Origin of the sequence: Paenibacillus apis, from assembly GCF_018333295.1 — a bacterium.
Taxonomy (GTDB): Bacteria; Bacillota; Bacilli; order Paenibacillales; family Paenibacillaceae; genus Fontibacillus; species Fontibacillus antibioticophila.
Genome location: NZ_BORS01000002.1, coordinates 355,237 through 376,513, shown reverse-complemented (window position 1 = coordinate 376,513; position 21,277 = coordinate 355,237). Strand labels below are relative to the sequence as shown.

Sequence of the window (21,277 nt, the reverse complement as noted above, 5' to 3'; positions counted from 1 at the left end):
ATTATCATGTCAGCAGTGAAAAAGATTGCAGTTCTTACCAGTGGAGGAGATTCGCAGGGCATGAACGCAGCGGTTCGCGCTGTTGTTCGCAGCGGCTTGTTCTATGGACTGGAGGTTTACGGAATTCAACGCGGCTACCAAGGTCTCCTGAACAACGATATCTTCTCCATGGATATTCGCAGCGTAGGAGATATTATTCAACGGGGCGGTACGATTCTCCAATCCGCACGCTGTCTGGAGTTCAAGACACCGGAAGGTCAACAGAAGGGAGCGGAGATTCTGCGTGCCCGCGGGATTGACGGACTGGTCGTAATCGGCGGCGACGGCTCTTATCATGGCGCCGAGAAGCTGAGTAAGCTGGGAATCAAGACAATGGGTCTGCCCGGAACGATTGATAATGATATTTCCTTTACCGACTACACCATCGGGTTTGATACCGCGGTAAGCATCGTTGTCGATGCTGTTAATAAGCTTCGGGATACCATGTCTTCCCACGAACGGGCTTCCGTAGTTGAGGTCATGGGACGTCATGCCGGAGATATTGCTCTCCATGCAGGACTGGCTTCCGGTGCAGAGACCATTCTTATTCCTGAAATGCCGTTTGATCTGGATGAAGTTGCAGACCGGATGAGACAGAACTTCGATAATGGCAAGAGACACAGCATCGTTATCGTTGCCGAAGGGGTTGGCAAGGGGGATGAAGTGGTGGAAGCGATCAAGAAGCGCCAGCCTTCGCTGGAGCCGCGCGCAACGGTACTCGGCCACATTCAACGCGGGGGATCGCCTACACCGTTCGACCGTAACCTGGCAAGCCGCTTGGGTGACTTTGCAGTACGCAGCCTAATTGCGGGAGAGTCCAACAAGGCGTGCGGTATGATCGGCGGAGAGATGATTCTGACGGATATCGAGAAGGTCGTCACAACCAAGAAAAAGTTCGATAAGGACCTGTACGAGCTGGCAGCCCGTTTGTCGCAATAATCCTAATTTCAAAAAAGACTGTGCCTCTGGCATGCAACTGCATACCGGAGGGCACAGTCTTTTTTTGTATCTGCAGATTGTTTTGTAATCAGATTGGATTCGCCTGCAAGCTGTTAGATTAATTTAAAGTATAAGTGCAGGAAGCTGATCTTATTCGTATGCGACATCAGCGGTGTAACGATTATTGGCGTTCCATAATAGATATTCATCAATGTTTAAATCCTTGAGGGCGCGAATTTGTTCTTCTACTTCAAACTTGCCGTATTTCGTGTAATGTCCTTTGCCTAACCAACTGGCGGTGAAGTCCTGGATCCATGGCCTGATGATCGGCCTTTCCTCTCCAAGCGGCTCAAGCTTCTTAATCGTGTCTTCAGACGCGCCTTTGATCGTCTGGTAAGGCGCGAGATCCGGTTCCTTGGCTCCAAACCATCCGGTTGTGTAGTGACTTGGATAAATCATTGGACAGATAATATCGACATGCTGGGATATCTTTACAAAGTCCTGTCCGATCCCTTCGGCAGCCGGTACGGATGCGGCATAGCCGAAAATATCGACCGATACCTTTACACCAAGCGGTTCCAGCTGTTCCCGGGCATATTTCACGAACTCGGATACCGTGTCAATCCGGCTCAGCTCATTTTTATCATACTTCAGACTGTCGGCCCGCTTCTCGAAGCCTTCCGGGAACCGGACATAGTCGAACTGGATTTCTTTGAAACCGTGCTTGACGGCTTCCTTGGCAACCTCAATATTATATTCCCATACATCCTTGTTGTAAGGATTAACGAAGCTGTCGCCCTTGCTGTTCTCCCATACGGTTCCGTCCTTGTTCAGGAAGGATAGCTCCGGATTCTTCTTCGCAAGTATCGTATCCTTGAAGACGACGATCCGGGCGATTGGATAAATGTCATGTTCATTTAGCTTGGTCATTAAGGCATCTATATCTCCAATAAAGGGCTGAGGCTTGCCCAGTTCCTGAAGTGTGGCGTTGTCGGTCTTATAGGTGATGTAGCCTGCGTCATCCTTGATGTCGATGACCATGGAATTCAGCTCGGTTGTATCGACCAAATCCAGCAGTGTGCTGAGACGGGCGCCGCCTGCACTGTATGCAGTGACATAAATGCCCTTCACTTGGGGTGCTTCGGCTTGAACAATTACGGGATTCAATTCCGCGGGTGTCAGCGGATCATTCAGCTTGCCTTGTGCATAGTTTGCTTTGATCGTCTGCACAGATGTTTGCAGAATAGCCGGAAGTCTAGCGGCATTTGGAGCCTCAGCCTGATCACTCGGTGCGGCGCCTCCAGAGCCTGTCCCCAAGGCCAGAAGTAAAAGTGTCCATAGGATGTTCATCGTCTTCTCTCCCTTGTGTGCGCTGACTTGATTATAGCTGATGCGTTATTTTCATAAAGAACATCTTTGTTACCATTGCTGACCAGATCTTTTTCTTGTAATAATAAACCGATTGCGCTTTGAATAAACGGATTTTCGAGGGTAAATGCCCGCAGCCGATGCAGGCCATAATAAAAAGCCGTCTCTTCCGCAAAGCGGAAAAAACGGCTTGATGCAGACAAAAGGTTAATGAAGCAGAGCTGAGTTCTGATGCTCGCAAATGCTGAACTGGATAATCTCCATCGCATCTTCCGGTTCCAAAATGGTCAAACCATCCCGCAGGATGATCATGGAGTTGAGCTCCCGTTCGTTAAGGCATGCCAGCATATCCGGAAACCACTTCATGACGATACGTTCCAGCTTTACCGTTTCCATTTCCACATCCATCACCCTTTCCTCCAAGAATCATTCGTTACCGGAATCATTCCTAAAACAGAAAAAGCATTGAGCCTGTGAAAAAAGGCAATCGGATCGAAAATATGAAATTGACGAAGGAACCGATTACTGTCAGTATACCACATCTGGAGCTAAAAAGAATCATCCATCCTCACCCAAAAGCAACGCTACTGTCTACGGAAGGAGCCCATTACGCCGACCGTCTGAACGATATTGACGAATGCGGAGGGATCGGCGGCCTTGATGATTTCCTTGAGTTCAATCAGCTCATATCGGGTAGTAACTGTCATAAGCATATCCTTCTCTTTGTGAGAAAAAGCCCCTTGCGTCTTCATTAGAGTTACGCCTCTTGGCAGCTTAAGCAGTTGCTCGAGCATAGCCTCTGTGTGATCGGTAATGATGTAGAGAGTTACCTTCACATGATTGATGTAGACGTAGTCGAGCACCTTGCCCGTGATGTAGATCGAGATCATGGAGGCGAGCGCAAGGTTCCAGTCCCCATCCAGATAGCCCATGGCCAGAATGACCAAGCCATTCATGGCAACCATAATCTGGCCGATCGGGTAGTCCCGGAAGCGCGTGACGATGGAGCCAATAATATCAAAGCCCCCGGAGGAGCCGCCTACGCGAAAGGAAATACCGCTGCCGAAGCCGACAAGCACGCCGCCAAAGGCGGCGGATAGCAAGGTGTCGGAGGTGACCATTCTTTCGGGAATAACGGCCATCAGCAGGGTCACAGAGACAACGGACAGGATGCTGAGCCCGATGAACCGCTTGCCGAGCATGAACCAGCCTGCGATCAGGAGCGGCACATTATAGGCAAGATACATGGCATTAATATTGAAGGGAGTAAAGTAGCCAGTCAGCATGGCCAGACCGGAAACGCCGCCGCTGAGCAGATGATTCGGAACAAGGAACAAGTTGAATCCGGAGGCGATGCAAGCAGCTCCGATCATGACGATTACGCAGTTCCTGATTTCCTTTAACACAAATGGTCACCTCATTTAAATAAGAGTATCCCAACCTGCTTGCTAGTATTCTGGAATTGTTTTGTGCTATAATGTTTTAGATATTCTTGAGTAGGGATCTATTTCCTAAACGGATTTACCTTCAGAAGTATTTATCGCACGCCAATCCATATGTAACATTTAGGATGCGGTTGGACAGCCTAATTAACGTTTGAATGCTACTTAAGAATACAGTCAAGATGGTGGAAATGTCCACTATATAGAAGGAGTATGAACCTATTGAACACATTTACAGAATTCGGCCTAGAGCCTAAAGTGCTGCAAGCCATTACCGAACTTGGCTTTGAAGAAGCAACCCCGATTCAATCGAAGTCCATTCCGATCGCACTGACAGGCCGCGACCTGATCGGACAAGCTCAGACAGGTACAGGAAAGACCGCGGCATTCGGCCTGCCGCTGATCAACAAAATCCCTAAGGATGAAGATCGCATCGTTGCTCTGATTATGACTCCGACCCGCGAGCTTGCTATCCAGGTTGCCGAAGAAATCGGTAAGCTGGCCCGGTTTAAAGGAACCCGCTCCCTTCCGATCTACGGCGGTCAAGATATCGTTCGTCAGATCCGCGCCTTGAAGAAGAAGCCTCAGATTATTATCGGTACTCCGGGCCGTTTGCTGGACCACATTAACCGGAAGACGATCAAGCTTGATGATGTTCAGACCGTGGTTCTTGATGAAGCGGATGAAATGCTCGATATGGGCTTCATGGAGGATATTCAATCCATCCTGAAGCTGGTGCCGGAAGAGCGTCAGACGATGCTATTTTCTGCTACAATGCCTTCGAATATCCAGCGTCTTGCCCAGCAGTTCCTGAAGAATCCCGAGCATGTGTCTGTTATTCCTAAGCAAGTTAGCGCGCCGTTGATCGATCAGGCTTACATTGAAGTACAAGAACGCCAGAAATTTGACGCCCTGTCCCGTCTGCTTGATATGGAATCGCCGGAGCTTGCGATCGTATTTGGCCGGACAAAGCGCCGGGTGGATGAGCTGTCTGAAGCGCTGCAAAAGCGCGGCTATTCCGCGGACGGTCTTCATGGCGACTTGTCACAGAACCAGCGTGACAATGTTATGCGCAAATTCCGTGACGGCAGCATTGATGTTCTCGTCGCAACAGATGTCGCTGCGCGCGGTCTCGATGTCTCCGGCGTAACTCACGTCGTGAACTTCGACCTGCCGCAGGATCCGGAGAGCTATGTTCACCGGATCGGCCGTACAGGACGTGCCGGTAAAGAGGGTGTGGCCTGGTCGTTCGTTACGCCTCGTGAAATTGATCATCTGCATTTTATTGAACGTATTACCAGACATAAAATTGCCCGCAAGCCTTTGCCAAGCATCGCTGAAGCGATTGAAGGCAAGCAGCGCATTACGGCAGAGCGCCTGATCGAGCTTGTAGAAGGCGGGGAGCTTAACGAGTATAAAGGGATTGCGATCCAGCTTCTGGAGCAGTACGATTCGGTCAACCTGCTTGCAGCAGCCTTCAAGCTGATTACCGGTGAGAAGAATGAGAAGACCAATATTGAATTGACGCCAGAAGAGCCGATTCGTGTGAAGCGCCGGAATCCGGATATTCGCTCGAGCGGACGCAAGCCCTCTGGCTATGGCAACCGCAATAGCGGTGGCGGCGGATATCGCCGGGACAACCGTGAAGGCGGCAACCGTGGCGGATACGGCAATAAAGGCGGTTACAGCAACAACAGAGAAGGTTACAACCGGGATGGAGGCCGTGATTCCTACCGTTCATCGGATCGGAAGCCGCGTACTTCGAACTATAACGGAGGAGATCGCCGCCCGGCAAAACGCGACGATCATTCCCACGAATAAAGCAGATGAAAAGGCTGTTTCCGGCATGAGCTTCATGTCCGGAAGCAGCCTTTGCTGCGTTAAGGAAGACTTGTTGAAATACCTTACCGCAGATGCCACATTGTGCGCTGGATTGCACTTATATAATCGTGATATAGTTAGAGTAGGATTTGGACAAACTTTTAACTTGCGGAAGGAGATTTATACTTGGAACCAAGAGGTATGATGGGCGGGTTTTATAAAGTCACAGAATGGATTATGAGAATTTCGGGCAGCAACCTGTTATGGATGCTATGCTCGCTGCCATTCTTTTTCTTTCTTGTAGTCAGAATGCAGGTTCTGCAAATTCCGGAGCTGGAAGGAGAAACTGCAACCTTATATGCCATGGGAATTCTTGCGCCTTTCACTATTTTTCCCGCAACGGCCGCTTTGTTCACTGTCGTCCGTAAATGGGTGATGGGAGAGACGGACCTTGGTATAATCAAGCTATTCTTTAGAGGCTACAAAGAGAATTACAAGCAAAGCATGCTTGGGGGTATTTTCTACACTGCTCTGATTGTGATTATGTACTTTGCGTATTTCTTCTACATGAATGAAATGCAGAATCTCCAGGTCATAGGTATTATTATGCTGGTGCTTCTGGTTCTTCTTTTACTGTCGCTGTTCAACTTCTTCTCGATCATGACACATCTCTATATGTCTACGAAGGAAATTATCAAGAATGCGGTGCTGCTCAGCATTATCAAGCCGTTTCGTCTATTGTCGACGGCCCTCTGCGTAGTCTTTCTAGGACTGATCACGCTTAGATTCACTTGGTTGATCATGTTCGGCTTTGCCTCGCTGAGCGCGCTTGTAGCTTTTTTTAATTTTTATAACGGGTATGCCAAGATTCAAGAGAAGGCCGAGAAGATGAGAGCCGCGGAAGAAGAAGGGCAAGAAGCCGAGGAGCCTGAGGACGAGAACGCGGAAGCAGCTTCGGAAGCAGCTGATGAACATGGCGAGGTCAAGGAATTAACCGAAGGTGACGAGCGTAAGGATCGGAATTAAGCATTGTTTTGAAAATGGTTACATTTTCCTTGTTCGCTAAGTTTACTTTTAGGAATGAAGGTTCTATAATGGATTTACGTCCTGCGATGTGCGTTTCGGTTCCAAGTTGTTTTGAACCAATGACGGTTGTCTCGGGAGACCAACATTGCTGCATGGCTGAAATGCCCTATCCATGTTGATGAGGGGACTTCAAAAGTGAAGTTGCGGTCACCCACCTGCGGGTGCAGGTTCGAGACAGTGAAACCGGACGGCATAGGCGGGTCTCAATCTTTATTGAAGAAAGCGCTGTAGTTGTCGGGAACAACGGCATCTGTCGCGCTTTTTTTGTTTTTTCGCCTCATGACTTGGCTTTTGTTTGCGTCCCAACAATGTTACACTATAAACAGGATGTACGTGCAGTTTTGAGGCGCTATACATAAAGGAGGAAGAGCAGGTTGTCATTAAAGAGAACATTAGCAGGGATTTTCCGTAGCCAGGATGGAACGAGTGACCGGGCTAAATCACCTGAATTGAAGACCAGATATTATCAGATGTCCAAAGACAAGTTGTTTGATGAAGTGTCTGCGACCCTGAAGAAGATTCCGGGATACAAGGTGCTGCATGAGGTGCCGTCAGTCGGGGAGATTACACTGGAGAAACGGACAAAATTCGGCCGGATCATGGATATCACCATTTCCATCGTTGCGACCGGGCCTATGCGTTGCGGTGTTGATATCTACTCGGCAACCCGCGGTTCTTTCGGGGATTTGGGGGCCAATTACCGCAATATCCTGCATTTGTTTGCCATGCTGGATAAGAAGCTGTCTTCCTATAAGGTTTCTTAATCAGAAAATCGAATATTAGTCTGAGATATACCAAAAAAGCGAGAAGGAGATGACTCCTTGCTCGCTTTTTCATGTACAGGTTTCTTACGAGAGCAATTCTTTAACAGCAGCGATTGGCTGCTCATAATCCGGATGCTCGCCCATTTCACTCAGGACTTGCACGTAGCGGATCGTATTGTCGCGGTCCAGGACGAAGACTGCACGATGATCCAGTGCAAATTCCTTGATCAGAACGCCGTACGATTTACCGAAGGAATTATCTTTGTAGTCGGATAAAGTAATGACCCGGTCTACGCCGGCCGCTCCGCACCAGCGGGCTTGCGCAAAGGGAAGGTCTGCACTGACAGTGAGAATGACCACATCTTCGCCGAGTGCTGCAGCTTCCTGATTGAAGCGGCGAGTCTGAGCATCACATACGCCGGTATCCAATGAAGGAACGACGCTGATCAGCTTGATTTTGCCGGCAAAATCCTGGAGGGTCACTTCCTCAAGGAGATTCTTATTCAGTCTGAAGTCTGGCGCCTGATCGCCAACCTTTAATTCAGGACCAACAAGGGTAATCGGATTGCCTTTAAATGTTGCCACGCTACCGCGTTCTTGAGTCATTTGATTCTCCTCCTAAACATGAGATAATGGATTCAGCCTTCATTATAATCGTTTTAAATTGGGATTGTCCAATTTGAGGGGAATTGAGGAGTTTACACAGTAAAGGAAGGATTGTATGATTTTTATTCGCTATGAGAACTGGAAGAGCTATTTGCGTTATTACCCGGTAACCTGCCTGATCCTTGCGGCCAATATCGTGATGTTCTTCATCACCGTATTCAGCGGCGGATCTACGGACTCCTATGTACAGCTGAGATTCGGGGCTTTAACCAATGTAGAGCCCTTCGCCAGCGAATACTGGAGACTCTTCTCTTCCATGTTTCTGCATCTGGGCTTCACTCACCTGATCTCCAACAGCTTTGCGATTCTGGTGTTTGCTCCGCCGCTGGAGAGGCTTCTCGGACACTGGAGATATGCGTTGTTATATTTAGGCAGCGGTGTTATTGCTAATGTGATTAGTCTTGAAGTCTATCGGCAAACTTTGGAGCCCCATCTGTCTGTAGGCGCATCTGGCGCCATCTACGGGGTTTACGGCGCCTTTTTGTATATTGCCCTGTTCCAACGGAATATGATGGATGAGAGCTCCAGGAAGACCCTTTACAGCATCTTAATGATCGGTATTGTCTTCAGTGTCATGGTAGCACAAATTAACTGGATGGCGCATTTTGGCGGTCTGGTTGCCGGCTTCTTCCTGTACGGACTTATTATAAGACTGTTAAAACGGCGTTGAATGACCGGCAAAGCCATGGTAAATTAGAATTAATATGATTTGTAAGCCCTTACTCTGCCATTTCATGAGCTAATTCTGATGTTACGAACAGATGCGAATGGAGCGATCGGACTCGTGGAATTAAGACAATTGCAGTATTTTCTGAAGGTTGCCAGGAAGGAACATGTTACTCAAGCGGCAGAAGAGCTTCATGTGGCACAATCTGCTGTGAGCCGCCAGATTCATCAGCTGGAGCAGGAGCTTGGTGTGGATTTGTTCATGCAAAAGGGACGTAATTTATACCTGACTGCTGTTGGACAGTTATTTTGCAGCAGGGTTGAAGCCATTCTGAAGGATTTGGAGCGAGCCGTTAACGAGGTGCATGAATTTTTGGACCCGGAGCAGGGAGAGATCAGGCTTGGCTTTCCCAATAGCTTGGGCATTCACATGATTCCAAGTGTCGTAGCCGAGTTCAGGAAGCTGTATCCCAATGTGAAGTTTCGATTCCGTCAGGGGACCTATCCGACCTTGATTCGGGATGTGGTGTCCGGAGAGGTAGATTTGGCGTTCATATCGCCGTTTCCGGAGAATCATGACCAGGTGGTCGGCAATGTGGTGCTGACAGAGGATCTGGTAGCCATTCTGCCGAATAATCATTCTTTGGCAGAGGAGCAGAGTATCAAGCTGAGTCAATTAAAGGATGAGAAATTTATTCTGTTCAGTAAAGGCTACTCGCTCAGGCCGATTGTATGGCAGGCTTGCCAGGAGGCGGGCTTCACGCCCAAGATAGCCTTTGAAGGAGAGGAGACGGATACGATTCGCGGCTTGGTAGCCGCGGGTATGGGAGTCAGCTTGCTGCCGGAGATGGCGCTTTTTCAGAGCTTCTCGCTGCAGCCCAGCCGTGTGAGAATCTCAGAACCGAAGGTGACACGAACCATCGGACTTATCCACCGGGCAGACGAAAAGCTTCCGCTTGTCGCGCAATCCTTCCGAGCCTTTTTGCTCGAATATTTTGGACTTCAAATCGATACTCCGCCGAGTCAATGACCGGCGGCTTTTTTTTGCTGTAAGTACGCAGCAAAATAAATGCAGGCTAATGAGGTTCAGCATGCAGGGGGGCAACGTGTGAAGGGGCTTACGATCGCTGTTGCTCGCGGATTTCTATGATTGGACTAAGATGTAATGAAAAAAGATACGTTAAATTCAGGAAAACTGATCAAGAGGAGGATATAGTGAAATTTTTGCGCTTAAAGTTGGCTAAAACGCGGATTTAACAAGTTACTGGAGATCTAAGGTAAGTTTTTTCACTAAAAGTGGGTTCGTGCGTCGAATGAAGCTTTTAAGGTAAGTAATTTCACTGGAGCGTGGCCGAATTGTTCGAGAGGGGCGAGGGAAGTTCGGAGCAAGACTGGAATCCCAGTCGGGAGGGGTAGTCGTCATGTGGAAAACCAATTGCGTAAGCTAACATTGGGAGATATAAGACCTTGCATTGCCTCATTGCCGTATGTGACAAGCTTGCAATGCGGTTTTTTTTTTTTTTTGACACGGCCATGTGCAAGCTGCGTTGAAGTTGAACTGCAAGGCGAAATAGTTAGGGTAAAAGTGTGAAGTGTACTGGAGAAGCGGAGCGTTCGCCTTTGTCAGAACTTAGTCCAATAGAGGAAATCCGCGAACAACAGCGATCGTAGGTACACTTCACACGTTGCCCCTCGCTAGAGCCATCTTGCACTACATCCTGCTTGCATACCTTAATCTCGATTGTTCGTAAAGATGAGAACGTAGCGAAGCAGTTCCAACAAGGACACCAATGCGGCTGCGACATAAGTCAATGCAGCTGAGTTCAGTACCTTGGCAACGCCGCGTTCTTCTGTCTGGCTAATAAAGCCCTGCTGGAGCATAATTTTTCGAGCGCGGCTGCTTGCATTAAATTCTACCGGCAGCGTAACCAGCTGGAACAATACGGCAGCCGAGAAGAAGATGATCCCGAGCCCGATCAGATTGAATGCGCCGAACAAGAAGCCGGCGAGCAAAAGAAAGGGAGCTACGCCTGAGGCGAAGTTAACAATCGGGAACATGCGGTGTCTGAGAACAAGCATCGGATAAGATTCTTTATGCTGAATGGCATGACCAACCTCGTGACAAGCCACAGATACAGCCGAGATCGAATTCTCGTAGTAGACCGGTTCCGACAGACGTACAACTCGTTTGATCGGATCGTAATGGTCGGTCAGTGTGCCTCTTACCGGTTCAATCGGTACATCGTAAAGACCGTTGGAGTCAAGCATGCGTCGAGCCGCCTGTTGACCGGTAAGGCCGTACATATTTGGAACCTTGGCCCATTTTTTAAATGTGCCGGACACCCGGAATTGTGCCCAGAGCGAAAGTCCGAATGCCAGCAGTATTGGAATAAGCATAACATCTGAGTACATTTTGCATTCCTCCGTCAAATAATCGTTATTTTCATCTACTGCAAATATCTCTCAGCTAAAGGGACCCTGATTTAGAATAATACGCAAAGCCTCAATACAAGCCAGACTCTGCGGCATCAGCTCGGCAAAAGCCCGTTTGGCTTGATTTGGCGATAATTTGGAAATGATTGGTTGAAGCTCCTTCACCTCGCGTTCCAGCTGCTGCATATGGATTTCTAGCGCACTAAGCTTCTCGGTTACTTCCTCGCCGGTTAACTTTTCCCACTGCTTTAGCTTTTCCCGGATTTCTTCAAGCGAGTACTTTTCCCGCTTCATTTCATTAATACGTGTCAGGCGAAGCAAGGTTTCAGAACTGTAAAGCCGGTAGTTGGTCTGTGTTCTTGTCTCCGGACGGATCAGCCCCAGCTTGGTGTAGTAGTCTATGGTGCGCTCGCTCACCTCTGCCGCCTTCGCAAGTTCACCGATTCGATAGAGTTTCGCTACTCCAATTAGACCACTCCTTTCCCGTACATATGGATTGCTTACTATTGGATAATGATACAAAACTATAACCGTACAGTCAAACGTCATACTTTCTAAAAATAAGCGGCTTTAGAATGAAAAACAATATATCTAACATACTATGTAAAGTTATTTATACTGCGTGCTATATAATTTGCACTTTCTTGCTTTTTTCTGAAAAATCTATTGTGTTTTTAGTGCCTTCAGCCATATAATCACCTTAACATTTTAATTTGTGTTAGGAAACTTAACATTGGGGAGAGGGTCTTATGAAGAAGAAGTGGTTGTATGGGATGTTAGCGGCAATCGGAGCATTTGCTTTTCCGGTATCTGCATTTGCTGCAGAGGGAGAGGTTACAACGGCCGTGCTGGAGCTTGGATTGAATTCCTTGTTTGTCTTTGTAGCTGCCATGCTGGTGTTCTTTATGCAAGCGGGCTTTGCGCTTCTGGAAGCCGGAACAGTAAGAATGAAGAACGCCGGACACGTAGCAGGCAAGACCGTATTAACCCTCGGAATCACTGTCATTGTATGGTGGGCATTGGGCTTCGCGTTTGCCTTTGGAGACGGCAACAGTTTTCTTGGGACAACAGGCTTCCTTTTTGGCGGTGATAGTGCCATTGGATCCTTCAGTGTATTTTCTGAAATCGGAGTTCCTTTGAATCTGATGTTTCTGTTTCAAATGGCATTCGCTGCAGTATCGCTTGCGATCGCTTGCGGGGGGATGGCTGAACGAGCCAAACTTAGCGTTTACATTGTATTCGGTGTCTTGTTCGTAGGGTTGATTTACCCGATCGTAGCGCACTGGGTATGGGGCGGAGGCTGGCTTGGCGCGTTGGGGATGCAGGATTATGCCGGTTCCACTGTAGTTCATTTAACCGGTGCAACCGCTGCCTTGGTTGCAACGATCCTGTTGAAGCCGCGTCTTGGCAAGTACAATAAGGATGGCAAGCCGAACAGCATTCCTGGGCATAATCAGGTGTTGACGGTGCTCGGTGTCATTATTCTCTGGATCGGATGGTTTGGGTTTAACCCAGGCAGTGCATTGACACCGCTTGGCGACGGATTCTTCGGTTATGTCCTGGCAACGACGAATCTCGCTGCAGCAGCAGGGGCGGTGGCCGCACTTCTAATCTCTTGGGCGGTTATGGGCAAATCGGATATACCAAGCATGCTGAACGGTGTTCTGGCAGCACTCGTAGCAATTACAGGTGCTTGTGCTTTCGTCGATGCATGGGCTTCAATCGTCATTGGTGCAGTAGCGGGCGTTCTTACCTTCTTTACAGCAAGATGGTTCGAGCGTGCTGGAATTGATGATCCTATCTATGCCTTCTCTGTTCACGGTATTGCCGGTATATGGGGTGCCGTTTCAACCGGGTTGTTTGCAACACCTGAGCTTGCAGAGACAACAGGAGTAGGTACAGCTGGTTTACTCTATGGCGGAGGCTTCGGACAGCTTGGTGTGCAATTGCTGGGGGTTATCGGTACATTTGCCTTCGTATTGGCCGTCTCATTCATTATTCTTGGGGGCATGAAGGTACTGATGGGCTTGCGAGTGACAGAAGAAGAGGAAATGATGGGGCTGGATATCAGCGAGCATGGCACTTACGGCTATCCGGAGCAAATGAGTCTGCTTCAGCAAGAGACTTCTTCGGTTAAGCCATCCGCCAACCACGTATCTTAAGATAGAAAGGGAGCCGGCTTATGAGCTATGATACGGCCGCGAGCCATTCCAGTCTTCAAAGGATCATGTCGGCTGCATCCCCGGAGATGTTGCGATCGGTTCGGATGCAAATGCAGGACGTTCTCCTGGACCAGTTTGCATCACTCCATATAGAGAAATGGAATCAAAAGGTCGGCGAAATGCACGATGCTGTTATGAAGCAAGCGGCAGTATTGTGCGAGCAGCAGTTGGTTGAGGAGGGCTTCGGCTCTCCTCCTGCTGATTATGCGTTTGTTGTATTTGGCAGTGCCGGCAGAAGAGAACAGACGCTGGGGAGCGACCAGGATAACGGACTCATATTAGCTGATCATGATCTGGAAAATGAGGAAGTACATCACTACTTCGAGTTGTTTGGCAAACGGCTGTCAGCAATTCTGGAAATAGCGGGATATCCCCCTTGCCCCGGAAATGTGATGGTTACGAATCCGCTGTGGAGAAAGACAACTCTTGAGTGGTCCCGTCAGCTTGCTTCCTGGAGAGACGAACCGGGTTGGGAGCAGGTTCGCTATTTGATGATTGCGGCAGATCTGCGGCATATTTCGGGGAATCCCGATTTGACGGCAGGGGTCAGAAACGAGATGTATGTCCTGTTTGAGCAGGAATCCACTCGGCAGGAATCGTTCCCTGCAGCCGTGCTTCGGAATACGCTCCGCCACAAAGCAGCATTGAATGTGCTCGGGCAGGTGATTACAGAGCAGGCCGGAGAGCATGCGGGCGAGTTTGATGTGAAGTATGGATTATATCTTCCTATTGTAAACGCGGTTCGCTATTTAGCGGTGGAATATGGTATCCATGCATCCTCAACCATAGACAGACTGTCTCAATTGAATCAACTGGATGCAGTTCCCTTTAGATGGGTGGAATCCTGCCAAACCGCCTTCGATACAGCGCTCAGGCTCCGCTCGGTAACAGCTGTCAAGGCCGGAGAGAGAGAACAGAGCGGTTCAGGCTATTTGCCGCAGAGCTTGCTTAAGCAAAAGGAAATCCGCCGGGAGCTGAGAGAGGCGCTCGGCACGGTAAGGCTGATGTACCGGTCTTTACAAAGACAGCAAAGGTATAGAGAGAGGAAATGGCTATGAAGGAGCCTATGAAGGGAAACGGAGGATTTTGGGAGGCATTAAGAGGGGGAGGAGCGCCGCGCCTTGGGTCAATGCTGGGAGCGCCCAGCGCCCAGCAAATTGCCTTCGTAAGATCGCTGACGAAGGGGCAACGAAGACCTGAGACACTGCATATTCCGCTTCATCAGCTGAAAACCGCAGTGTTCGATCTGGAAACAACGGGCTTTCATTATCATTATGGGGATGAAATCATCTCTTTTGGGGCTGTTAAAGTCGACGGTAATCAACCGAGCGGCGAGGAGTTCTACTCGCTCTGCAAGCCGGCATGCTCTATTCCGGATCGTATCGTGGAGTTGACGGGCATTACACAGGAGATGGTACTGGAGGCGCCGAGCTTGTTGCAGACGCTTCGGGACTTCATGTCATTTGTCGATGACAGGGTGCTTATTGCACATGGAAGTGCTCATGACAAAGCATTTCTTGATGTTGCGCTCTGGAAGACAACGAAGGCGCACCTGGGCCACAGGGTGCTGGATACGATGATGATTGCCCAGAAGCTGGAGCCGGAGCGCAAGCTGTCTTCGCTGGATGATTGGCTTCGCGTGTACGAGGTGCCTTTGCTCCGCAGGCATCATGCTCTTGAGGATTCCAGAATGACTTCAGGCTTATGGATCTCGATGATTGAAAAATTGAGGGAGCGAGGGATCGTTACACTGGGCGATCTCTACGTATTTCTCAGTAAAACGCAATAGTTGAATTGTAAAAATTTTAAGAAACAGGGTACAATAGAGTCAGAAGCTGATATCGCTTATGCTTAATAAAGGATAAGGAAGCTGATGATGAAAAGAAATACTTGGATATGGTTGATTGCATTCATCCTACTGGCAGGCATCGTAGTCGATCATGCCCAGGCTGGAAGAATTCCGGTTGCTGCTTGGGTGAGCAAAATTACGGGGAAAGCAGCCAAGGAAGAGCCCTCCCTAACATCGATGGCTGCGCAGTATGCGCTAAAGCCGGGTACGCCGGCTCCTTCCTTCAGCTTGCCCGGTCTGGATGGAAGCCGATACGAGGTGGGGGGAGCGAGAGATAAGGTGCTGCTGCTTAACTTTTGGGCTTCCTGGTGCGATCCATGCAAGGAAGAGGCGCCTGATCTGGTGGACCTGGCATCACGCTATCGGGACAGCCTGGACTTATATGCAGTGAATGTCACATTGTACGATAAGCTTGAGCAGGTGGAGCAATTTGTGAAGGAGTACAACTATACCTTTCCGGTGCTGCTTGATGAGGATGAGGAAATCTATAGAAAGTTCGGCGGGGTAGCATTTCCGACCAATGTGCTAATCGACAAGGACGGAATTATCCGGGATGTGATTGTAGGAACGTTAGCTCCGGACGAGCTGGAAGCGAAAATTAAGAAATGGATGTAATGAAAAAAAAGGGTGCGCAGCGGGAATGAACTTATGCTGCGCACCTTTTTATTCGACTGTTAATGATTGACTAATCCTCGGGAATCGGACGAGATGGCAACATAATCCTCACGCTTGGCCTGACCGATCAGTGCATAACGCAAGCTGTCCACAAGCGCTTCCCAGCTGGCCTCAATGACATTGCCGGAGACCCCGACCGTGCTCCAGGAATTACCGAAGCTGCCGGATTCGATCAGAACCCGAACCTTGGAGGCTGTCGCATCCTTATCATCCAGAACCCGCACCTTGTAATCGGAAAGATGAATATCCTGAAGACCCGGGTAATACGTAATGAGCGCCTTGCGGAGCGCGTTATCCAAGGCATTTACCGGACCGTTGCCTTCAGCGGCGGTGAAGATGCTTGCCCCATCAATTTTTAGCTTGACGAACGCTTCGGAGGTGACAGGCCCTCCTGCTGTTTTCTCAACCAGCATTTTAAAAGATTCAAACACGAACAGTTCCTTTAGATCACCGTTCGCTTCTCTGAGCAAAAGCTCCAGCGAAGCATCCGCACCTTCGAACTGATAGCCCTCATGCTCCAGCTCCTTGATTCTGTCGATGACCTCTCTCGTGCTCTCCCGTTCCGGATCGATCTGAATTCCCATCTGCTGGGCTTTGGACAGAATATTACTCTGGCCGGCCAGTTCGGATACCAGCACACGCTGGCGGTTACCGACCAATTCCGGGGCAATATGCTCGTAGGTTCTTGAATCCCGCAAAATCGCCGAGACGTGGATTCCTCCTTTATGAGCAAAGGCTGCGGAGCCGACATAAGGCTGATTGACCGGCATATACACATTGGCGATCTCGCTGATATAGCGCGCAGTGTTCGTGAGCTGCTGCAGCTGCTCTTCCTCAAGCACCTGGTATCCAAGCTTGAGTTGAAGATTCGGGATGACCGAGCAAAGGTTGGCGTTGCCGCAGCGTTCGCCATAGCCGTTCATCGTACCTTGAATCTGCTCGGCACCGGCACGCACCGCACTGATCGCGTTGGCAACTGCCAGCTCACAGTCATTGTGAGTATGAATTCCGACACGGGCACTTGTTGCCTGCCCCTTCAGAATAGTTACGATATCATGCACCTCATGTGGCATCGTTCCGCCGTTGGTATCGCACATCACCAGCCAATCGGCGCCGGCTTCCTCGGCTTTACGCATGACCGAAAGAGCATACTCCGGATTCTTCTTGTAGCCGTCGAAGAAATGCTCCGCATCGAAGATCACTTCCAGTCCTTTGCGTTTCAAAAAGGCAATGGAGTCATAAATCATCGCCAGATTCTCTTCCAGCGAAGTCTGAAGCGCGGTATGCACATGGAAGTCCCATGATTTGCCGACAAGGGTAGCGACCGAGACGCCGGAATCGATAATTCTGGCCAGGTTAGGGTCACGCTCCGCCAAGCTGTCCTTCCTGCGGGTACTGCCAAAGGCTGTGATTTTGGCATTCAGCTTATACTCCCGGACGCGCTTGAAGAACTCAATGTCCTTATTGTTGCTTCCGGGAATTCCGCCTTCAATGTAATGAACACCTAAATCATCCAGCTTCTTGGCGATTTTGAGCTTATCGTCGGCGGAAAGGCTGATGCCCTCACCCTGGGTGCCGTCTCTCAAGGTGGTATCGAAGATGGATAATGCCTTTGTCATGTTGGAATAGATCCCCCTTTGGATGTCTGTTAGTATAAGGCCCGATTTGTATAATTTCATATTATAGCATTTAATTTTTTAAATGTAACACGCTTTTTGGGATTTTACATAGGGGTTATTGACCGCATTTCCTGCCCGGAGGTATGCTGATGTTAAGAAAACAATACGAAGGGCGGTCTCGGAACCTGTGGAAGGTACAGTTGATGAATATTATCCGTCTCGGGGAAGAGTTGTGCTTCATATTGATATGAACGCATTTTACTGCTCGGTGCATGAGGCGGATGAACCGGAAAAATATAAAGGGATTCCAACGGCGGTAGCGGGAAGCGTGGAGCTGCGAAAGGGCGTAATTGTCACTTGCTCCTATGCCGCCCGCAGGCTGGGTGTGTCTACAGGAATGACCGTAAGCCAGGGACTGAAGAAATGCCCGGAGCTGGTTGTGATCCAGCCTGACTTTCATTTATATCGGAAGTATTCCCGAGCCTTCATGGATATTGCATACAGCTATTCGCCATTGCTGCAGGCGGTTTCTATTGATGAATGCTATCTGGATATTACCGGCTCCAGACAATTCGGAACGCCTCTGGATATCGCGCGCGAAATCCAGACACGAATCAGGGAAGAGCTGGGCCTTCCCTGCTCGATTGGAATTGCGCCGAATAAGCTTCTTGCCAAGATGGCCTCTGATATGAAGAAGCCGAATGGGCTTACCGTATTGCGGATCAGGGACGTGCCGGAAATCCTTTGGGGCAGACCTTGCCAGGAAATGTTCGGTATCGGAAGGAAGACAGCCGAGAAGCTGAAAAAGCTCCAGATCCATACGATCGGTCAACTGGCGGTAGCGGATGAGAACATGTTAGTTCAGCGGTTTGGCATTGCCGGAAGCTGGATGAAGCAGGCTGCCAACGGGCTTGATGATTCTCCGGTCAGAGATGACCGGGAGAAGAATAAGTCAGTCGGTCATACCACCACCCTTCCGAAGGATTTGACTGATAGTCAAGATATCCATCGGGTGTTTCTGAATCTTGCCGATCAGGTAACGCGCAGGCTGCGCAGACAACGGATGATGGCGCAGACGGTTCAGATTACAATAAGAACTCCGGATATGCGGACCATTACGCGTTCCAAGAGCCTGGAGACGGTGACTGACCGAATGGACGAAGTATACCGAGAGGCATGCGACTTGTATCATAAGCATTGGAAAAGCGAGCGGCCGGTACGGCTTCTGGGCATCACTTTGCAAAATCTTGTTGATAAAGAAGATTCTGCCCTTCAACTGGATTTATTTGATTATAGCGAGCAGCCCAAGAAAGAAGCGCTAACCAAGACGATGGATTTGCTGCGGGATAAATTTGGCGAAAGTGCCGTATTAACCGCAGGTATGCTGACCGAAGATCCCTCCGCCCTGATTCGGAATCATAAGATTCGGGGTACTTCGTTACAGAGGGATTTTCTGAAGGAACCGGGGGAATAATCAAGGAATCTTGCTTTTTGGGAATAGGAATGATGTGGAAATTGCATTGAAATCAAACGTTTTTTATATTATATTGAACTTGGTCACAAACTAAGCACCGGACTTGTTCCGTTTATTCAGGAGGCAGATTAAATGGCTAAATATACTTGGGTAGAGAAGGATACTTGCATTGCATGCGGCGCATGCGGCGCAACGGCGCCGGACATTTACGATTACGATGATGAGGGATTGGCAGAAGTTATTTTCGAGAATGACGGCAACCGCGGCGTAACGGCAATTCCGGAGGATATGTTCGAAGATCTTCAGGATGCTTGCGACGGCTGTCCTACCGACTCTATCAAAATTGCGGATAGCCCGTTTAACAAAGAAGGCTGATTGCTCGAGCCATTCTTAAATCATACCAGCAAAATCCCCTGCATGAATCTGCGGGGGATTTTTGTTCATCAACAGACTTTTTGCTGCCGATATACTTATATAGTGGGTTTACAATTCGGTGAAGCGCGGAGGCCAAGATGAATAACTCCTCTTATCTTAAAAAATATGTACGCAATCATCCCGACAATAAAATGGCCTGGTATTTACTGGGTAAAGAATATGAAGCATCCGGACAGGAGGGGAAGGCTCACTACTGTTACATTCAGGCAGGGAGCGTATACGAGGCGTTCGAGGCGAGCAAGGTGCCCGCTGATCTGTGGCAAGAGTACCAGGAAAATTTGCTCCAGGAATCGAAGCGCAAGGAGAAAAACAAGCGGCGATGGAGAAGGGCGTTTCTTGCACTGATGATCCTCCTGCTTGCCACGCTGCCTCAGGTGCAAGCGCCGGGCAGAACAACGCCAACGTCTGCGGACCTGGTGAATACAGCCCCCTTACCAGTACAGGAAGAGGATGAAGCAAATGCAGCTACCGAGCCCGAGGAGCAAGCGGTCAGCTCTGTGCCCGGTTTTACAGCGCAGCGCTATTTCAACGACCCTTCATCAAGGCAAGCGGGCCTGGCAAGCTTATTGGAAGGAAGTCAGGAGGGGACAAGCTCAACTATTTCCGGACAGCAGGCGGTGCTGGGGATGGATACTGCAGGCATATGGGCGCTCTGGTCGAGAAGCATGCCTGTTGTCTACACAATCGACAAGAATCCTGGTCAAGGGAAGATCACCGTACAGTCATTTGATCCGGAGGCTTGTGATTGTGATCCTCCAGAGCCTGGACAACTGCAGACCGATGCTCCGGATTGGATTGAGCGTCAAGAATCGCTGGCCGTGCTGATGTCCGCGATGCGGCATTTCAAGCAGAGCCGGGGAGAATGGCCGGAACAGCTGAGTGATCTGACAGGGGAGTTCCCCGGTAATTGGCTTGCCGGCAGCAATGCAATCATGGAACAGGCCTTTGTTCCGCTGCTCGCAGAGCTGAAGGGGCTATCCGGAAGCTCTGGAGAAGCGGATGGAGACGCAGCAAGCCCGGAGGCAGGTAATGGTTCAGGGCAAGGGGCGGCTCTATTGGCAGGGGAGCCTTTCTTCACGGAACCGATAGAGGTGCTTGTGGATCCGGCGAGCCATCAGCTTGCCGTGGTAAGCGGGAAGACGATTTTGCGGACTTACAAGGTGGGATTGGGTGGAGAGAGAACGCCCGAAGGCTCTTTTCAAATATCAGATAAAGTGGTGAATCCAAACGGCAGGGATAATGGGGAGTTTGGGAGCAGAGGAATGCAGCTCTCGGATACTAATTATGCGATCCATGGTACGGATGATCCGGACAGTATCGGCAAGGATGAGTCCTTGGGCTGTATTCGCATGGATAAAGAGGATGTGGAGGAATTATTCGATATGATTCCGAAGGGAACCAAGGTAACGATTAAGAAGGGGATTCTTCCAAAGCTGGAGCCGCAGCATGAACAGCGCTTTGAGCTTAAGCACCGCCAGAATCAGACCAATCCCCATCGGACGTATCGTTGGTTGAATTAGAGTTCAAAAAGTCAGTAAATGATGACCCTTAAAGGAAGATAATAATCAGTGAGACGACGACGATCAGAGCGGCAGTGACGGAACCTGTCCAGATAAGCGCCTTCTTGTTGACTTGTTCCTGGTTCTTGTGCTGGATAGCCGGTGCCTTGCGTTTGGTTGACATAGCGATTCCCCCCTCATTGAATACGGTTACTTGATCGTGCCTAGCCTTATTGTAACGGCTTTCACAGCAAATTTCCATATACAGAAAAAGAACAGT

22 protein-coding genes and 1 other RNA gene are annotated in these 21,277 nt (G+C 49.4%); 14 read left to right on the top strand and 9 right to left on the bottom strand.

Translation table 11 applies throughout. The annotated features are described in order from the left end of the window. Window positions 1–6: 6 nt before the first annotated feature. A complete protein-coding gene (pfkA, locus tag KI362_RS04330) occupies window positions 7–978 on the top strand; it encodes a 6-phosphofructokinase (RefSeq protein WP_301625109.1) in 972 nt (323 codons plus the stop codon). 150 nt (window positions 979–1,128) lie between these two features. Here the strand turns inward: pfkA and KI362_RS04325 are convergent, their stop codons facing one another. From KI362_RS04325 to KI362_RS04310, 4 genes are all read right to left on the bottom strand, one after another. Continuing rightward, entirely contained in the window at window positions 1,129–2,328 is a 1,200-nt protein-coding gene (locus KI362_RS04325; protein WP_301625107.1) for a putative glycoside hydrolase, read from the bottom strand. Next, window positions 2,325–2,549, bottom strand: coding sequence for a hypothetical protein (locus KI362_RS04320; protein ID WP_301625106.1), 225 nt, complete (start codon window positions 2,547–2,549; stop codon window positions 2,325–2,327). Before KI362_RS04320 ends, KI362_RS04325 begins: the two co-directional genes overlap by 4 nt. Before the next feature lie 4 nt (window positions 2,550–2,553). Next, a complete protein-coding gene (locus tag KI362_RS04315; RefSeq protein WP_187375129.1) occupies window positions 2,554–2,754 on the bottom strand; it encodes a hypothetical protein in 201 nt (66 codons plus the stop codon). 176 nt (window positions 2,755–2,930) lie between these two features. Beyond that, a complete protein-coding gene (locus KI362_RS04310; RefSeq protein ID WP_044477815.1) occupies window positions 2,931–3,752 on the bottom strand; it encodes a YitT family protein in 822 nt (273 codons plus the stop codon). A 258-nt stretch (window positions 3,753–4,010) separates the two neighbouring features. Between KI362_RS04310 and KI362_RS04305 the strand changes: the two genes are divergently transcribed. From KI362_RS04305 to KI362_RS04290, 4 genes are all read left to right on the top strand, one after another. Further along, window positions 4,011–5,609 carry a DEAD/DEAH box helicase gene (locus tag KI362_RS04305; RefSeq protein ID WP_044477816.1) on the top strand — a complete coding sequence of 533 codons (1,599 nt, stop codon included), beginning with the start codon at window positions 4,011–4,013 and terminating at the stop codon, window positions 5,607–5,609. Between the two features lie 186 nt (window positions 5,610–5,795). Further along, window positions 5,796–6,635 carry a YesL family protein gene (locus tag KI362_RS04300; RefSeq protein WP_044477817.1) on the top strand — a complete coding sequence of 280 codons (840 nt, stop codon included), beginning with the start codon at window positions 5,796–5,798 and terminating at the stop codon, window positions 6,633–6,635. Window positions 6,636–6,710: 75 nt separating this feature from the next. Next, a non-coding RNA gene (ssrS, locus tag KI362_RS04295) (6S RNA) lies at window positions 6,711–6,902 on the top strand. A gap of 167 nt (window positions 6,903–7,069) precedes the next feature. After that, complete coding sequence (locus tag KI362_RS04290) at window positions 7,070–7,459, top strand: DUF1499 domain-containing protein (protein ID WP_301625100.1); 390 nt, start codon at window positions 7,070–7,072, stop codon at window positions 7,457–7,459. Between the two features lie 84 nt (window positions 7,460–7,543). On the opposite strand, the gene tpx is transcribed toward KI362_RS04290, so the two are convergent. Beyond that, complete coding sequence (tpx, locus tag KI362_RS04285; RefSeq protein WP_044477819.1) at window positions 7,544–8,065, bottom strand: thiol peroxidase; 522 nt, start codon at window positions 8,063–8,065, stop codon at window positions 7,544–7,546. A 115-nt stretch (window positions 8,066–8,180) separates the two neighbouring features. On the opposite strand from tpx, the gene KI362_RS04280 reads away from it, so the two are divergent. Beyond that, a complete protein-coding gene (locus tag KI362_RS04280) occupies window positions 8,181–8,795 on the top strand; it encodes a rhomboid family intramembrane serine protease (protein ID WP_301625098.1) in 615 nt (204 codons plus the stop codon). A gap of 114 nt (window positions 8,796–8,909) precedes the next feature. Next, complete coding sequence (locus tag KI362_RS04275; protein ID WP_044479787.1) at window positions 8,910–9,821, top strand: LysR family transcriptional regulator; 912 nt, start codon at window positions 8,910–8,912, stop codon at window positions 9,819–9,821. A gap of 701 nt (window positions 9,822–10,522) precedes the next feature. Here the strand turns inward: KI362_RS04275 and KI362_RS04270 are convergent. Both KI362_RS04270 and KI362_RS04265 read right to left on the bottom strand, forming a co-directional pair. Further along, a complete protein-coding gene (locus tag KI362_RS04270) occupies window positions 10,523–11,203 on the bottom strand; it encodes a zinc metallopeptidase (RefSeq protein ID WP_044477821.1) in 681 nt (226 codons plus the stop codon). A gap of 51 nt (window positions 11,204–11,254) precedes the next feature. Beyond that, window positions 11,255–11,692 (bottom strand): MerR family transcriptional regulator, encoded by a 438-nt coding sequence (locus tag KI362_RS04265; protein WP_044479788.1) that lies wholly within the window; start codon window positions 11,690–11,692, stop codon window positions 11,255–11,257. Between the two features lie 281 nt (window positions 11,693–11,973). On the opposite strand from KI362_RS04265, the gene KI362_RS04260 reads away from it, so the two are divergent. The 4 genes from KI362_RS04260 to KI362_RS04245 all read left to right on the top strand — a co-directional run bounded on the left by KI362_RS04260 (window position 11,974) and on the right by KI362_RS04245 (window position 15,910). Beyond that, a complete protein-coding gene (locus KI362_RS04260; protein ID WP_301625095.1) occupies window positions 11,974–13,386 on the top strand; it encodes an ammonium transporter in 1,413 nt (470 codons plus the stop codon). Between the two features lie 20 nt (window positions 13,387–13,406). Next, window positions 13,407–14,504 (top strand): DUF294 nucleotidyltransferase-like domain-containing protein, encoded by a 1,098-nt coding sequence (locus KI362_RS04255; protein ID WP_301625093.1) that lies wholly within the window; start codon window positions 13,407–13,409, stop codon window positions 14,502–14,504. After that, entirely contained in the window at window positions 14,501–15,235 is a 735-nt protein-coding gene (locus KI362_RS04250; RefSeq protein ID WP_301625092.1) for an exonuclease domain-containing protein, read from the top strand. Before KI362_RS04255 ends, KI362_RS04250 begins: the two co-directional genes overlap by 4 nt. Before the next feature lie 87 nt (window positions 15,236–15,322). Further along, on the top strand, window positions 15,323–15,910 hold the full coding sequence (locus tag KI362_RS04245; protein WP_044477825.1) for a TlpA family protein disulfide reductase: 588 nt from the start codon (window positions 15,323–15,325) through the stop codon (window positions 15,908–15,910). Between the two features lie 59 nt (window positions 15,911–15,969). On the opposite strand, the gene cimA is transcribed toward KI362_RS04245, so the two are convergent. After that, window positions 15,970–17,589, bottom strand: coding sequence for a citramalate synthase (gene cimA / locus KI362_RS04240; protein WP_301625089.1), 1,620 nt, complete (start codon window positions 17,587–17,589; stop codon window positions 15,970–15,972). A 187-nt stretch (window positions 17,590–17,776) separates the two neighbouring features. Here cimA and KI362_RS04235 point away from each other — a divergent pair, with 187 nt between their 5' ends. The 3 genes from KI362_RS04235 (at window position 17,777) to KI362_RS04225 (ending at window position 21,018) form a co-directional block, all read left to right on the top strand. Beyond that, window positions 17,777–19,063, top strand: coding sequence for a DNA polymerase IV (locus KI362_RS04235; RefSeq protein WP_301625087.1), 1,287 nt, complete (start codon window positions 17,777–17,779; stop codon window positions 19,061–19,063). 132 nt (window positions 19,064–19,195) lie between these two features. Then, window positions 19,196–19,438 (top strand): ferredoxin, encoded by a 243-nt coding sequence (locus tag KI362_RS04230; RefSeq protein WP_044477827.1) that lies wholly within the window; start codon window positions 19,196–19,198, stop codon window positions 19,436–19,438. Window positions 19,439–19,575: 137 nt separating this feature from the next. Beyond that, window positions 19,576–21,018, top strand: a complete 1,443-nt coding sequence (locus KI362_RS04225; protein ID WP_301625085.1) for a L,D-transpeptidase — start codon at window positions 19,576–19,578, stop codon at window positions 21,016–21,018. 28 nt (window positions 21,019–21,046) lie between these two features. On the opposite strand, the gene KI362_RS04220 is transcribed toward KI362_RS04225, so the two are convergent. Beyond that, window positions 21,047–21,181 carry a hypothetical protein gene (locus tag KI362_RS04220; RefSeq protein ID WP_262362610.1) on the bottom strand — a complete coding sequence of 45 codons (135 nt, stop codon included), beginning with the start codon at window positions 21,179–21,181 and terminating at the stop codon, window positions 21,047–21,049. Between the last annotated feature and the right edge of the window lie 96 nt (window positions 21,182–21,277).